The sequence below is a fragment of the Citrobacter braakii genome, from assembly GCF_002075345.1.
GTDB lineage: Bacteria > Pseudomonadota > Gammaproteobacteria > Enterobacterales > Enterobacteriaceae > Citrobacter > Citrobacter braakii.
Window position 1 is genome coordinate 63,803 of the sequence record NZ_NAEW01000012.1, and the last position, 13,892, is coordinate 77,694.

Genomic DNA, 13,892 nt, shown 5'->3' on the forward strand with positions numbered 1-13,892 from the left:
TTTTATATCCCTGGTGCCACACCGTTAAAAATCAGTGCATTAAAATTCTGGAGAAATTGAGATGTCTTCTGCCTGAGAAACAGCAGGTAAATCGGTATTGAGTGTTTTTTATGCTGTGCAAAAGAGGATTGGAAATGTAGCGAAAGTGTCTGAGACTCACAATATAAAAATACAGGGCATTTGCAACCAAATGTAAAATAAAGTTATAACCAGTCGCTTTAAAACATTTTAATCTAAGTATAATCTTATCTTTATCATAAGGTTAACATATCAGATGTGTAATCGAACAGGTCTTTATTAGATATTTCTAATAATCTTTTAATTAAATCTTGATTGAGATCTTCCTTATGCGTTGAGTGTTTGGATGCGGAGCACGGAAAGCTAAAATAGAGGTGAGAGACGTTTTATCTCTCGCGTTAACGATGTTGTGCAAGGCGTAAAAATTTTTTCTGCAGCGCTTTAAGTTTTCCGAAGGGGTGGTCGTTTTTACAGAGTATCGAAACGAAAACGATTATTCCCAAGGAGCAGTACCATGTTATCGATTAATACTAATACCGCATCAATGTCCGCTGTTAACGCTATCAACAAAAGCAGCGCATCACTGTCTACTTCTATGGAACGTCTGGCGACAGGTAACCGTATTAACTCTTCTGCAGATGATGCTGCGGGCAAACAGATTGCCAGCCGTCTGACTGCGCAGTCCAGCGGTATGGGCGTTGCGCTGAGTAACATTCAGGACGCGACTGCGATGCTGCAGACTGCAGACAGCATGTTTGACGAAATGACCGACGTACTGGGCCGTATGAAAGACCTGTCCACTCAGGCAGCGAACGGAACCTACAACGACGAAGATTTGCAGGCGATGCAGGACGAATACGACGAACTGGGTCAGCAGATGTCCGATATGCTGCAGAACACCACTTACGGCGGCACCAACCTGTTCGGTGTTTCCGGTACCAGCAACACCGGCAAAGACGGTCTGTTCCAGGGGGCGGTAACCTTCCAGGTTGGTGCTGAATCTTCTGACACCATGACCGTTGATATCTCCAGCCAACTGGGCGATCTGGTTAATGCGCTGGATGATGTTAGCAAATCGTTCTCTGCTGACCAGACTGCGGGTAGCACGGGCATTTCCGGTGGTACTGAGCTGACCGCTTCTGGTTCTGCAAACCAGATGATCACCACTATCCAGACTGCAATGGACGACGTGTCTAAGATCCAGTCCAAACTGGGTGCATCTATCAACCGTCTGAACGATACCGCAGCTAACCTGACCAGCATGCAGGACAACACTGAAGTGGCGATCGGTAACATTATGGATACCGACTACGCGACGGAAGCGTCCAACATGACCCAGCAACAGGTGCTGATGCAAACCGGCATCACCATGCTGAAGCAGTCCAACAGCATGTCCAGCATGGTTTCCAGCCTGCTGCAGTAATTCCTGACTTAACGTCATTTCCAACACCGCCACCCGGCGGTGTTGTGCTTTCAGCGACCTGGCTTTTACCTGGAAACCTTCCTGGGGAAGGGAAAATTCATTTCCGCTACTAAGTTAACTCACTGAATTTTAATTATAAAAATTATTGGCATGTATTTTGCTTTTACATAAATAACGTTGCACGGAGTCATTGATCATGAGCTATACGAGTCCGATCCAAAAATTAGCACAACAATTTGCCTACGCCGATATTGCCACCCAGGCGACGAATTTGCAGAACGAGCAGGCAGAACTGGACGCAGAGAGTAGCGGTCTGGACTCGCTAAGTACCGCGCTGACTGATTTTCAGACGGCAATCGATGCGCTGAACAGCGACACCGACGGCCCACTGACGTTTTCCGCCACCACAAATAATGAGTCGAATACGGTGTCGGCAAACTCGCAGGCACAGGCGGGGACCTACTCATTTTATGTTTCGCAGTTAGCACAGGGGCAACAAACCACGTTCAGCATGAGCGACGATACTTACGCCGCGACGGGTTCATTTGAGATAACCATGGATGACGGCACAACCATGGATATTGACCTGTCTACGGTCGATGAGGATGGCGATAACTGTGTTGATGCCAGTGAACTGGTTGATGCGATTAATAACTCGGACGATAACCCAGGCGTGTCGGCGGCATTGGTTAAGACCGACGGCACGACCACCATCATGCTGACCTCTGATACCACCGGTGAGCAAAGCGGTTTTTCGGTGAGCGTTTCGGGTAACACCGATCTGGCTACGGCGGAATCCTCCAGTGAACAACAGATAACGCAAGCGCAGGACGCCATTATTCACCTCGGTAACGAGGATGGCCCTGCGATCACCAGCAGCACCAATACCTTCGACGATGTGATCCCCGGCGTGACGATGACTTTTTCTGAGGTTAGCGATCCTGATGATCCTAACGATGTGACCACTTTTACCGTCGCGGAAGACTCCAGCGGATCGCAGGCCAAAGTACAGACCTTTGTTGATGCCTACAACACCTTGGTCGACACCATCGATTCACTGACCAGCTATGGCGATGACGACACGGCGTCCGGGGTTTTTGCGGGAGACGCCGGGATGAATTCGCTGGCAAATCAGATGGATGATATTGCTCACGCGTCTTACGGTGGCGTGTCGATTGTTGATTATGGCATCACGCTGGATTCCGACGGTCACTTACAAATTGACTCCACTCAGTTCAGCGAAGCAATGGAAGAAAACCCGGACGGTTTGACCGCTATTTTTGTCGGGGAGGACAGCATGGTCGCGCAGATGGACGACCTGATGGAAAGCTATCTGGATTCCAGCAACGGCATCATCGCCCTGCGCCAGGAAAACATTGATGACCAGCAGAGCAAAATTCAGGACGAAAGCGATCAGCTGACTGAAACCTATAACACCAACTACGAGCGCTATGTGGAAGAGTACACCAATACGCTGGTGGAAACGTACACCATGAAAATGAGTATGGCCGCGTTTATGTAACCGGCTGATTTAAGAGAAGGATTGAGAATCAACATGTACGACACGCAGGATGGTTATTCGCAATACAAAGAGATGGATCTTGCTGCGCGTACCGCAGCAGCATCGCCATTAGAGCTGGTGCTGGTGCTGTTTTCGGGGCTGATGGACGAGCTGGAACGCGCCAAAAGCCACATTGAGAACAAACGCTATGAGCGCAAGGCGCAAAGCATCAACAAATGCATCGATATTCTCAACGCCTTAACCAGCTCGCTGGAGTTTGAAACGGGCGGCGAGTTGGTGGTGAATTTGTCCCGGCTGTATGACCACTGCGTCTACCGCCTGTATGAAGCCAGCGGCGAATTGTCGCTGGAAAAAATTGATGAAGTGATCCTCATCCTGACCAATCTACGCACAGGCTGGGAAGGTCTGTCGGCAAAGCTGGGATAAGACGATGGAAAGAGAGCGTCAGCAACAGCAGCTTTATGCCCTGGTAAAAGAGATGAACGAGGCGCTGGATCGAAAGCGTTGGCGCCGATTACCCGGCCTGCATCAGCAGGTGATGCGCGTTTTTCATGACTATGCCGCCTGGGAAACCGATGCCACCGCGTTGCGAGAGGTCAAAGACATCCTGCATGCGGCGTTTGAGGTGCTGATTGCCCGACGAACACAGCGTGCGGAAGAACTCAAAGCGCGCATGGATCAACATCAGCAAAACCAGGAAGGAATGTTGGCGTACTCAATGGTTAATTTAATTTCGGAGAAGGCATGAATCCTGTATTACTGGCCTCGGCCAGTGCGTTGGCAGAGGCCACACCGGAAAAAGCGGCTATTTCGGCCCCAACAACGTCAACGAGCGGCAGCACGTTTTCTTTACCGCAGGCCGGGCTTAACGCGGTGGCTGAACGTTTGATCGGCGCAAAAATAAACCAACAGCAGGCGTCGTTGCCTGAGCATCAACGCGATGATGCAGATCCTGCGGCCATGCAAGCATTGCTGGCGATGTTACTGGCGCAACCGGCACAGCCGTTAACGCCTGCGGCGGCGCAGAAGCAGCCTGACGGTGAGATGCTGAAAATGCTGACGCAGGCGCAAACTACGGGGGCGGGGTCTGCGCTTTTGCGCCAACTGGCGAGCGCGATGGCCGGGCAAGGAAAACAATCCATGCCGTCGGCTGAGCAGCACGCCACGGATTTATCGTCACTGTCGCCAAAGCTGCAAACGTTACTGGCATCGATCACCGAGAATTTGCCCCAGGCAACCCCGGATCAGCAGGCCAAACTGGCGACATTCTCCGCCCAGGATCTGCGCGCGATCGCGCCTGAACCTGTCTCGCTTTCGACCTCACAGCAAATTTCCGCCCGGGTGAAGTCAGCGGATCACGCCGTTCCTCGCCCGATGGCGGTGAGAAAAACGGATAGCGTAACGGTTAACCCATCGCTTGCGTCGCAAAGTTTGCTCAATACGGCGGCGCAGGGAAATCAGCCGGTAAATGCCCTGAGCGACCACAACGTGGTGTCGACGCAAGTTTCCGCGCCTACCACGCTGTCAACAGAGGAGCTCGGCGAGAAGCTCACCGCGCTGCTCAAAGACAGAATTCAGTTCCAGTTGGGTCAGCAACAGCAGGTGTCGACCATTCGTCTAGACCCGCCATCGCTGGGCAAACTGGAAATTGCCGTGCAGCTGGACGCAGGAAAGCTGATGGTGCACATCGGCGCAAATCAGAGCGATGTCTGCCGCTCGTTGCAGCAATTTAGCGAGAACTTACGCCAGCACCTCACGGCGCAGAACTTCATGGAAGTGAATGTTCAGGTCTCTTCCGAGGGACAATCGCAACAGCAACAACAGCAGTCAGGTCATCAACAGGACGAGGTGACGTCGGCGCTAACGCTTAACGACGAACCTCAATTTCAACAGAACGAATCCGTTCTGATCAAAGTGTAAAAGCAAGATGAAGAAAATTGTTATTGCGTGTGTGATCAGCTCTGTCGTTGCTCTGGGTATTGCTGGTGGGGCTGGATGGGGTATTTATCATTTTATGAATAAAGGTGCGACAGCTAAGGCAGCAAAACCCGCTGAGATACCCGAAGAAAATCAGGATGAGAGCAGCAGCATATTTGTCTCTCTGCCGGAAACGGTGGTTACGCTTCATGATAGTGAAGGGACAGACCGATACATGGTGGCAGAGCTGGTAATGGTCGTTGATTCAGAGAAAGACGCTGAAAAAATTAAGAAAGACGAACCGCTCTATCAAAGTATTACGGTAGATGAACTCTCGAATATGAAATATGAAGAGATTCGGGCGCTGAAGATCTCCGATATCAGAAAGAAAGTTTTTGAAAATCTGAAAATTGAATTAGCGAAACGCAAAATGGCGACACCGTATAAGGACATATTGGTGAAAAAAGTCGTGTTTCAATAAGCGACAAGCCAGGAAATAACATGATCCAGGATGCTTACGAGTCAGAAGATTTTAATGCGACGCCCGTGCTAACGCCAAAGCAAGAGAGCCATTATTTACAGGCTTATCTTCCTTTGGTGCGCAAAGTGGTGCGTCAACTTGCGCCGCAATGTACCTGCGTTATGGACAGGCAGGATATGGAGCAAACGGCGCTGATGGGATTGCTGAATGCGATTCGCCGCTATGGTCAACCGGATGAGGGCTTTGCCGGTTATGCCGTCCATCGTATCCGCGGAGCCATACTCGATGAGCTGCGCAGCCTCGACTGGCGGCCTCGTCAGCTACGACAAAAATACCATCAGATTAAAGATTTGATTCGTGATGCGCGTACTCAGCTCGGGCATGAACCCTCATGGGAAGAGCTTTCCCGGTTGGGTTTGTCGTCTGAAGATTATCAGGAATATCAACAGCTGGAAGGTGCCGAGTCGCTGGCCAGCCTGGATGAATTACTGAATGGCGATATACCGATTGCGCCGCTCGAAGGGCGGGGGCTTGAAGAACAATTCGTCACGCAGGAAATGCTGGGTTATGCCCTGAGCCAACTCAGCGAAAAGGAGGGGCTGGTGCTCTCAATGTATTACCAGCACGATATGAATTTAAAAGAAATCGCGCTGGTATTAGGGCTGACTGAAGCTCGAATTTGTCAAATGAATAAAAAAATCACGCACAAGATTCGTGATTGTTTATATCCAAATTAACAATTCCGAATCAACATGCGGAGGACGTAATGCAAAAGATTTTTGGTTTATTGGTGGTTTTAGGCTGCGTATTTGGTGGCTACTTTGAGGCTGGCGGACAGTTAATTGCTATCTGGCAGCCGGCAGAAATTATTATTATCGTGGGGGCCGGTCTGGGGGCGATGATTATCGGTAACCCAATGCATGTGCTTAAAGAGATTGCTCACCAGATCAAAGGCGTGGTCAGCAAAAAGAAAATGGGGCCGGAGTTCCAGCGTCAGTTGCTGATGTGCCTGTATGAACTGCTGGAAATGGTGCAGAACGGCGGTCTGCGTATGTTGGATCAGCATATCGAACAGCCGGAAGAGAGTACCATTTTCCAGAAATACCCGCTGGTACTGACCCAGAAACGACTGGTGACCTTTATCGCCGATAATTTCCGTCTGATGGCGATGGGGAAAATTGATGCCCACGAGCTGGAAGGGATCCTCGATCAGGAACTGGATACCGCGGAAGAATCGCTGTTAACCCCTTCGCGCTCCCTGCAGCGTACCGCCGAGGCGATGCCTGGCTTCGGCATTTGCGCGGCGGTGCTGGGTATCATCATCACCATGCAGTCAATCGATGGTTCCATTGCGCTTATCGGCCTGAAAGTGGCGGCGGCGCTGGTGGGGACATTCTTAGGGGTCTTCATCTGTTATTGCGTGATGGATCCGCTGGCAAACGCCATGGAACAGCAGGCGCGGGCGGAACATTCGCTGCTCGAATGTGTACGTACCGTGCTGGTGGCGCAAGCGGGCGGTAAGCCGACGCTGCTGGCGGTTGATGCAGGACGTAAACTTCTTCATCTGGCTTCCAAACCCACATTCGCCAATCTGGATGCGTGGGTGAATGCGATGCTGGAGCAAGAATAAGCATGAGGAAGGGGCCAAATCGTCGCGATCGCGGCGCGAAAACCACCATTATCCGCCGACAAATCAAAAAGAATCATGCGGGTCATCATGGGGGAGCGTGGAAGGTGGCATTTGCTGACTTTACGCTGGCGATGATGGCGTTGTTTATGACGTTGTGGATTGTGAACAGCGTCAGTAAAGCTGACCGCGAAAATATCGTGGCGGCGCTGCATGGTCAGTCAATCTTTAACGGTGGCGGTATGGCGCCGTTAAATAAGCTGGGCAAGCAGCCGATAGCGCCGGGAGCGCAGAAGAAAAACGTCACGCGCAACAAACTCGATAAAACCGTCAACCCGCAGGAGACGGCGAAAATTACGGAAGAGAACGCGAAAAAGGCGCTGGATGTGAATGAAAAAGCGGTGCTGCTGAAACAAAAATCAGCCCGCGAATTGGGCGAACTGGCGACCGACATTAACGTTATCGCCCGCAATGCGCATATGGAAACTAACCTCGAGATGGAGATTGTTCCTCAGGGGCTGCGCGTACTGATTAAAGATGACCAAAATCGCAATATGTTTGAGCGCGGTAGCGCCAGGATTATGCCGTTCTTTAAATCGCTGCTGGTTGAACTGACTCCCGTGTTTGACTCGCTTGATAACAAGATAATCATCACCGGGCATACAGACGCGATGAGCTATAAGAGTAACATTTACAACAACTGGAACCTCTCCGGCGACCGCGCTTTGTCGGCGCGACGCGTGCTGGAGGATGCCGGAATGCCGCAGAATAAAGTCATGCAGGTCAGCGCGATGGCGGACCAAATGCTGCTGGATGCGAAAAACCCGGAAAGTGCCGGGAACCGTCGCATTGAGATCATGGTGCTGACGCAAAGCGCTTCCGATACGTTGTATCAATATTTTGGCCAGCAGGGAGAGAAGGTTGTGCAACCGCTGGTTGATAAGCTGGACAAGCAAAAGCAGGTGACTTCTTTACGTCAACAATCTGCTCCCGTCACTCATTAATTCTGTTCTCGTCCCCCACGCAACGTGGGGGCAATTTATTCCTCAGGAAGGCAATGTGATAGATGTAACCCATATTATTCCATTGGAGATTCATACTGATAACGTCACCGATGTAGCCTGTCAGGGGGCGCATTTCGACAAGGTCTCAGGTATCTGGTACACCGAACCCCACGAGCTAAACGGGGCGCTTCGTGACTATGTCTACGACACCGACAATTTTAATATTGTCGCGCCGTACTATCTGGTGATTACCTCGAAGATGCACTGCTGGAGCTGCCACCAAATTACCCGCATCCATGGCGTGATGTTTACCCGCTTTATTAAGAAAAATCAGGATGGTCAGGGCTGGCAGTCGGTCAGGCGTAACAGCTTTTTGTTCCACATTAATTCTCTGCCTGAAGAGATAAAAAAGAACATCAAAGCCAGCAATTACTACCTCGATAAAAGTAAAACCACCGGGCTACGTTACTGGATGAATCACTGTGAAATTTGTGGTGAACGTCTGGGCGACTACGAGCTTTTCTGCGTTGAAAATGATGCCTTCCGCCTGATGACAATCGAAAAACTGCTGCGGGCAAATGTTCGCAAAGTGAATAAACTGTTTGTCAGTACGGCGGGGAATCCCGCAGAACATACGAAAAAGGATATTGTGCGTTACCTGTGCGATGCCCGCTTCGTCATGAATGGTCCGGCGTAAGGAATAATCATACTTCTCACACTATAAAAATACTGTATACTTAAACAGTGTTGTGGGAGGCGAGTAATGCGCAAAATCATACATGTTGATATGGACTGCTTTTTCGCAGCGGTGGAAATGCGCGATAACCCCGCTCTGCGTGACATTCCCATTGCCATCGGCGGCAGCCGGGAGCGCCGGGGGGTTATCAGTACAGCCAATTACCCGGCGCGCAAATTTGGCGTGCGTAGCGCGATGCCAACGGGAATGGCGTTAAAGCTATGCCCGCATCTTACCTTATTACCCGGTCGCTACGAGGCCTACAAAGAAGCCTCCCGCCAGATTCAGGCTATTTTCTCCCGCTATACCTCGCTGATTGAACCCCTGTCGCTGGATGAAGCCTATCTGGATGTAACCGACAGCACCCACTGCCACGGTTCTGCCACGCTGATCGCCCAGGAGATCCGCCAGACGATTTTTAACGAGCTGCAGCTAACCGCCTCCGCCGGGATTGCGCCGGTTAAATTTCTGGCAAAAATAGCCTCCGATCTCAACAAGCCCAACGGGCAATATGTGATTACCCCTGCCGATGTTCCTGAATTTCTCAAAACGTTACCGCTCGGCAAAATTCCCGGCGTCGGTAAAGTCTCCGCCGCTAAGCTGGAATCAATGGGATTGCGTACCTGCGAGGATGTTCAAAAATACGACCTGGCAATGCTGCTCAAACGTTTTGGTAAGTTTGGTCGCGTGCTGTGGGAGCGAAGCCAGGGCATTGACGAGCGGGACGTTAACAACGACAGACTGCGCAAATCCGTCGGCGTGGAGCGCACGCTGGCGGAAGATATTCATGAGTGGTCAGAGTGTGAGGCGATTATTGAGCGGCTTTATCCCGAACTGGAACGGCGTCTGGCCAAGGTAAAGCCGGATCTCCTTATCGCTCGCCAGGGGATAAAACTCAAGTTTAATGATTTTCAGCAGACCACGCAGGAGCACGTCTGGCCGCGCTTAAATAAAGATGACTTAATTGCGACGGCGCGTAAAACCTGGGAAGAACGTCGGGGAGGGCGAGGCGTGAGGCTGGTGGGATTACACGTTACCCTACTGGATCCCCAACTGGAAAGACAGTTGCTGTTGGGGCTGTGACTCTGATGGATTGCCGGATAAGCGCAGCGCTATCCGGCATTTAGCGCAGAATCTTACTTCGCCGGAATCGACTTCAGCAGTTCAGTCAGCAGCGTCCAGTAGTGACCAACGCTTTCGATATGAACCTGCTCATCCGGGGAGTGCGGACCGGTGATGGTTGGCCCGATGGAAACCATGTCCATTTCCGGATACGGTTTCTTGAACAGACCACATTCCAGACCGGCGTGAATGATCTGGATGTTTGGCGTTTTGTTGAACAGACGCTGGTAGGTTTCGCGAACCAGGTGCATAACCGGAGAGTTAGCATCCGGCTGCCAGCCTGGGTATCCGCCTTTGGCCTGGGTTTTCGCGCCAGCCAGTTTACCCAGTGAATCCAGCATGCTTACCACGTAGTCTTTACCGCTGTCGATCAGGGAACGGATCAGGCAGTGAATTTCAACGTTGTCGTCAGTCATGGTTACAACGCCGACGTTCAGGGAGGTTTCAACCACGCCTTTGGCTACGTCGGAATTGCGGATAACACCGTTCGGGGTGGCGTTCAGCAGACGTACGAAGCTGTCGCGAGACTGAGTGGTCAGCGCGGCTTTGTCGTGAGTCACGGCATCCAGCAGCAGAGCCAGGTTCTTCTCTTTGGCTTCCAGTTCGTTTTTCAGGATTTCCTGGTAGGTGTTGACCAGCGCTTTTAACGCATCAACTTTATCTGCCGCCACGGCGAGGGTGGCAAAGGCTTCACGCGGAATCGCATTGCGCAGCGTACCGCCGTTGAAATCAACCAGACGCAGATCCAGCTCTTCAGCGTGACCCGCCAGGAAGCGTACCAGCAGCTTGTTAGCGTTACCGAGACCAACGTGGATTTCGCCACCGGAGTGACCGCCTTTCAGGCCTTTCAACGTCAGCTTAAAGCTCTGGAAGCCAGCCGGGATTGCTTCACGGGACAGCGGCAGGTTAGAGGTAAAGTCGATACCGCCTGCGCAACCCATATAGATCTCACCTTCTTCTTCAGAGTCGGTGTTGATCAGGATATCTGCCTGCAGCCAGTTAGCCTGCAGACCAAACGCGCCATCCATACCTGCTTCTTCGGTCATGGTCAGCAGCACTTCGAGCGGACCGTGTACCACGTTGTCATCAGCCAGAACGGCCAGTGCGGACGCCATACCGATGCCGTTATCCGCACCCAGCGTGGTGCCACGGGCTTTTACCCATTCGCCGTCAATATAAGGCTGGATAGGATCTTTAGTGAAGTCGTGCACGGTGTCGTTATTTTTCTGCGGGACCATATCCAGGTGCGCTTGCAGAACGACCGGCTTGCGGTTTTCCATTCCTGCGGTAGCGGGTTTGCGAATCAGGATATTACCGACCTGATCGCGCTCGACGTGGAAACCTTTCTCTTGGGCCCAGCTCAGAATGTGTTCAGCGAGCTGCTCTTCATGGTAGGACGGATGAGGAATAGAACAGATTTTGGCAAAAATATCCCACAGCGGTTGCGGGGATAACTGAGACAGTTCAGACACGTTGAGTCTCCTTGGCGATGTCCTACAAAACTTGCTTGCAGGCCACAGGGTTAGCAGAATTAAAAACATCACAAGTCAGGCTTGCGCGATGCGATTGAGAATACCACTTTCTCCGCTGACGGCTAGCATAAAGCATGCAAAAAGAGGCGCGGATTCCGCGAAACACTGGTTTTTAGTGCGTCAGATCTCTATAATCTCGCGCAACCTATTTCCCCCTCGAACACTTTTTAAGCCGTAGATAAACAGGCTGGGACACTTCACATGAGCGAAAAATACGTCGTCACCTGGGACATGTTGCAGATCCATGCACGTAAACTGGCAAGCCGCCTGATGCCTTCTGAACAATGGAAAGGCATTATTGCCGTTAGCCGTGGTGGTCTGGTGCCGGGCGCATTGCTGGCGCGTGAATTGGGTATTCGTCATGTCGATACCGTATGCATCTCCAGCTACGATCACGACAACCAGCGCGAACTGAAAGTGCTGAAGCGTGCCGAAGGCGACGGTGAAGGTTTCATCGTAATTGATGACCTGGTTGACACCGGTGGTACCGCCGTAGCGATCCGCGAAATGTACCCTAAAGCGCATTTCGTCACTATTTTCGCTAAGCCGGCAGGTCGCCCGCTGGTGAATGATTATGTTGTTGATATCCCTCAGGATACCTGGATTGAGCAGCCGTGGGATATGGGCGTAGTGTTCGTTCCGCCGATCTCGGGTCGCTAATCTAAAAAGTTTTCAACGCCCGCACTGTCGGGCGTTGTTCTTTTTGTGCTGTGTCAGGTTACACTATGCCTTAGTGAGTACTCATGGAGGCTGCAATCATGTCACAGGCTAACCTCAGCGAAGTCCTGTTTAAACCCCGCTTCAAACACCCTGAAACGTCAACGCTGGTTCGTCGTTTTAATCACGGCGCGCAGCCGTCCGTACAATCGACCCTGGATGGCAAAACCATCCCGCACTGGTACCGTATGGTGAACCGCCTGATGTGGATCTGGCGTGGCGTCGATCCGCGCGAAATCCTCGAAGTGCAGGCGCGTATCGTCATGAGCGAAGCCGAACGCACCGATAAAGAGCTTTACGACACGGTTATCGGCTATCGCGGCGGAAACTGGATTTACGAGTGGGCGAAGCAGGCGATGGACTGGCAACAGAAAGCCTCTATGGAAGAGGATCCTCAGGTGAGCGGACGTCACTGGCTGCATGCTTCCACGCTCTACAACATCGCCGCTTATCCGCACTTAAAAGGCGATGAGCTGGCAGAGCAGGCGCAGGCTCTGGCCAATCGCGCCTATGAAGAGGCCGCACAGCGTCTGCCGGGCACGCTGCGTGAGATGGAATTTGCCGTTACCGGCGGCGCGCCGATTACCGGCTTCCTGCATATGCCAAAAGGCGACGGTCCGTTCCCGACGGTGCTGATGTGCGGTGGCCTCGATTCCATGCAAACGGATTATTACACTCTGTATGAGCGCTACTTTGCCCCGCGCGGTATTGCCATGCTGACGCTGGATATGCCGTCGGTCGGGTTCTCGTCAAAATGGAAACTGACCCAGGACTCCAGCCTGCTGCATCAGCACGTATTAAAAGCACTGCCGAATGTTCCGTGGGTGGATCACACCCGTGTGGCGGCCTTCGGCTTCCGTTTTGGCGCCAACGTGGCGGTACGCCTGGCGTATCTGGAATCATCACGTCTGAAGGCGGTGGCCTGTTTGGGGCCGGTGGTTCATGCGCTGCTTAGCGACCCGCAGCGCCAGGCAAGCGTCCCGGAAATGTACCTTGACGTTCTGGCCAGTCGTTTGGGAATGCACGACGCATCCGATGAAGCGTTGCGCGTTGAGCTTAATCGCTATTCATTAAAAGTGCAGGGCCTGCTGGGCCGACGCTGCCCAACGCCAATGCTGTCGGGGTTCTGGAAAAACGATCCGTTTAGCCCGGAAGAGGAGTCGCGTTTAATCACTTCTTCATCTTCTGACGGTAAGTTGCTGGAGATTCCATTCAACCCGGTGTATCGCAATTTTGACAAAGGGCTGCAGGAAATAACCGGTTGGATCAATCAGAGATTGTGTTAAAAGTTTGCTAAATTTTATCGATTTGGTAAAACAGGTGCTTCACCTAAGGAGATCGTAATGACGTTACCGAGTGGGCATCCGAAAAGTAGATTGATCAAGAAATTCACCGCGCTTGGCCCGTACATCCGGGAAGGGCAGTGCGAAGATAATCGGTTTTTTTTCGATTGTCTGGCTGTTTGCGTCAATGTGAAACCCGCCCCAGAGAAACGCGAGTTTTGGGGCTGGTGGATGGAACTGGAGGCGCAGGAAAAACGCTTCACGTACAGCTACCAGTTTGGCTTGTTCGATAAAGACGGGAACTGGACTGCGGTGCCGGTGAAAGAGACTGAAGTGGTAGAGCGACTGGAATACACCTTACGTGAATTTCATGAAAAATTACGTGGGTTGTTAACGTCGCTGAATCTGGCGCTGGAGCCTGCTGACGATTTTAACGATGAACCGGTTAAATTAACGGCATAATGAACAGTAAAATGCCGGATGGCGGCGCAACCCATCCGGCATTTTTTT

15 protein-coding genes are annotated in these 13,892 nt (G+C 51.7%); 14 read left to right on the forward strand and 1 reads right to left on the reverse strand.

Annotation, left to right across the window (positions count from 1 at the left end):
• Positions 1–532 precede the first annotated feature (532 nt).
• The 11 genes from lafA (at position 533) to dinB (ending at position 9,811) form a co-directional block, all read left to right on the forward strand.
• Positions 533–1,441 carry a lateral flagellin LafA gene (gene lafA / locus BZK42_RS20515; protein ID WP_016151853.1) on the forward strand — a complete coding sequence of 303 codons (909 nt, stop codon included), beginning with the start codon at positions 533–535 and terminating at the stop codon, positions 1,439–1,441.
• Between the two features lie 196 nt (positions 1,442–1,637).
• On the forward strand, positions 1,638–2,963 hold the full coding sequence (gene fliD, locus BZK42_RS20520; protein WP_046275413.1) for a flagellar filament capping protein FliD: 1,326 nt from the start codon (positions 1,638–1,640) through the stop codon (positions 2,961–2,963).
• A gap of 33 nt (positions 2,964–2,996) precedes the next feature.
• On the forward strand, positions 2,997–3,389 hold the full coding sequence (gene fliS, locus BZK42_RS20525) for a flagellar export chaperone FliS (protein WP_003843794.1): 393 nt from the start codon (positions 2,997–2,999) through the stop codon (positions 3,387–3,389).
• A gap of 4 nt (positions 3,390–3,393) precedes the next feature.
• A complete protein-coding gene (locus BZK42_RS20530) occupies positions 3,394–3,711 on the forward strand; it encodes a hypothetical protein (RefSeq protein ID WP_046275414.1) in 318 nt (105 codons plus the stop codon).
• A complete protein-coding gene (locus BZK42_RS20535; protein WP_047357629.1) occupies positions 3,708–4,883 on the forward strand; it encodes a flagellar hook-length control protein FliK in 1,176 nt (391 codons plus the stop codon). Before BZK42_RS20530 ends, BZK42_RS20535 begins: the two co-directional genes overlap by 4 nt.
• A 7-nt stretch (positions 4,884–4,890) precedes the next feature.
• Positions 4,891–5,361 carry a flagellar basal body-associated FliL family protein gene (locus BZK42_RS20540; protein ID WP_047357630.1) on the forward strand — a complete coding sequence of 157 codons (471 nt, stop codon included), beginning with the start codon at positions 4,891–4,893 and terminating at the stop codon, positions 5,359–5,361.
• 20 nt (positions 5,362–5,381) lie between these two features.
• Complete coding sequence (locus BZK42_RS20545) at positions 5,382–6,098, forward strand: FliA/WhiG family RNA polymerase sigma factor (protein ID WP_080859972.1); 717 nt, start codon at positions 5,382–5,384, stop codon at positions 6,096–6,098.
• A 29-nt stretch (positions 6,099–6,127) separates the two neighbouring features.
• Complete coding sequence (motA, locus tag BZK42_RS20550; RefSeq protein ID WP_016151859.1) at positions 6,128–6,991, forward strand: flagellar motor stator protein MotA; 864 nt, start codon at positions 6,128–6,130, stop codon at positions 6,989–6,991.
• Between the two features lie 2 nt (positions 6,992–6,993).
• A complete protein-coding gene (gene lafU / locus BZK42_RS20555; RefSeq protein WP_016151860.1) occupies positions 6,994–7,992 on the forward strand; it encodes a putative lateral flagellar export/assembly protein LafU in 999 nt (332 codons plus the stop codon).
• 55 nt (positions 7,993–8,047) lie between these two features.
• Positions 8,048–8,689, forward strand: a complete 642-nt coding sequence (locus tag BZK42_RS20560; protein ID WP_016151861.1) for a hypothetical protein — start codon at positions 8,048–8,050, stop codon at positions 8,687–8,689.
• A gap of 66 nt (positions 8,690–8,755) precedes the next feature.
• Positions 8,756–9,811 carry a DNA polymerase IV gene (gene dinB, locus BZK42_RS20565; RefSeq protein ID WP_016155765.1) on the forward strand — a complete coding sequence of 352 codons (1,056 nt, stop codon included), beginning with the start codon at positions 8,756–8,758 and terminating at the stop codon, positions 9,809–9,811.
• Between the two features lie 53 nt (positions 9,812–9,864).
• Here the strand turns inward: dinB and pepD are convergent, their stop codons facing one another.
• Positions 9,865–11,322, reverse strand: a complete 1,458-nt coding sequence (gene pepD, locus BZK42_RS20570; RefSeq protein WP_016151863.1) for a cytosol nonspecific dipeptidase — start codon at positions 11,320–11,322, stop codon at positions 9,865–9,867.
• Between the two features lie 261 nt (positions 11,323–11,583).
• Between pepD and gpt the strand changes: the two genes are divergently transcribed.
• The 3 genes from gpt to crl all read left to right on the forward strand — a co-directional run bounded on the left by gpt (position 11,584) and on the right by crl (position 13,844).
• Complete coding sequence (gene gpt, locus BZK42_RS20575; RefSeq protein ID WP_003031380.1) at positions 11,584–12,042, forward strand: xanthine phosphoribosyltransferase; 459 nt, start codon at positions 11,584–11,586, stop codon at positions 12,040–12,042.
• 98 nt (positions 12,043–12,140) lie between these two features.
• A complete protein-coding gene (gene frsA, locus BZK42_RS20580) occupies positions 12,141–13,385 on the forward strand; it encodes an esterase FrsA (RefSeq protein ID WP_016155767.1) in 1,245 nt (414 codons plus the stop codon).
• A 57-nt stretch (positions 13,386–13,442) separates the two neighbouring features.
• Positions 13,443–13,844 carry a sigma factor-binding protein Crl gene (crl, locus tag BZK42_RS20585; protein WP_016151866.1) on the forward strand — a complete coding sequence of 134 codons (402 nt, stop codon included), beginning with the start codon at positions 13,443–13,445 and terminating at the stop codon, positions 13,842–13,844.
• The last annotated feature ends 48 nt before the right edge of the window (positions 13,845–13,892 follow it).

Excerpts from the sequence above, each read along its gene's own strand:
- lafA (WP_016151853.1), top strand. The coding sequence starts at position 533 with ATGTTATCGATTAATACTAATACCGCATCAATGTCCGCTGTTAACGCT.
- fliD (WP_046275413.1), top strand. The coding sequence starts at position 1,638 with ATGAGCTATACGAGTCCGATCCAAAAATTAGCACAACAATTTGCCTAC.
- fliS (WP_003843794.1), top strand. The coding sequence starts at position 2,997 with ATGTACGACACGCAGGATGGTTATTCGCAATACAAAGAGATGGATCTT.
- BZK42_RS20530 (WP_046275414.1), top strand. The coding sequence starts at position 3,394 with ATGGAAAGAGAGCGTCAGCAACAGCAGCTTTATGCCCTGGTAAAAGAG.
- BZK42_RS20535 (WP_047357629.1), top strand. The coding sequence starts at position 3,708 with ATGAATCCTGTATTACTGGCCTCGGCCAGTGCGTTGGCAGAGGCCACA.
- BZK42_RS20540 (WP_047357630.1), top strand. The coding sequence starts at position 4,891 with ATGAAGAAAATTGTTATTGCGTGTGTGATCAGCTCTGTCGTTGCTCTG.
- BZK42_RS20545 (WP_080859972.1), top strand. The coding sequence starts at position 5,382 with ATGATCCAGGATGCTTACGAGTCAGAAGATTTTAATGCGACGCCCGTG.
- motA (WP_016151859.1), top strand. The coding sequence starts at position 6,128 with ATGCAAAAGATTTTTGGTTTATTGGTGGTTTTAGGCTGCGTATTTGGT.
- lafU (WP_016151860.1), top strand. The coding sequence starts at position 6,994 with ATGAGGAAGGGGCCAAATCGTCGCGATCGCGGCGCGAAAACCACCATT.
- dinB (WP_016155765.1), top strand. The coding sequence starts at position 8,756 with ATGCGCAAAATCATACATGTTGATATGGACTGCTTTTTCGCAGCGGTG.
- gpt (WP_003031380.1), top strand. The coding sequence starts at position 11,584 with ATGAGCGAAAAATACGTCGTCACCTGGGACATGTTGCAGATCCATGCA.
- frsA (WP_016155767.1), top strand. The coding sequence starts at position 12,141 with ATGTCACAGGCTAACCTCAGCGAAGTCCTGTTTAAACCCCGCTTCAAA.
- crl (WP_016151866.1), top strand. The coding sequence starts at position 13,443 with ATGACGTTACCGAGTGGGCATCCGAAAAGTAGATTGATCAAGAAATTC.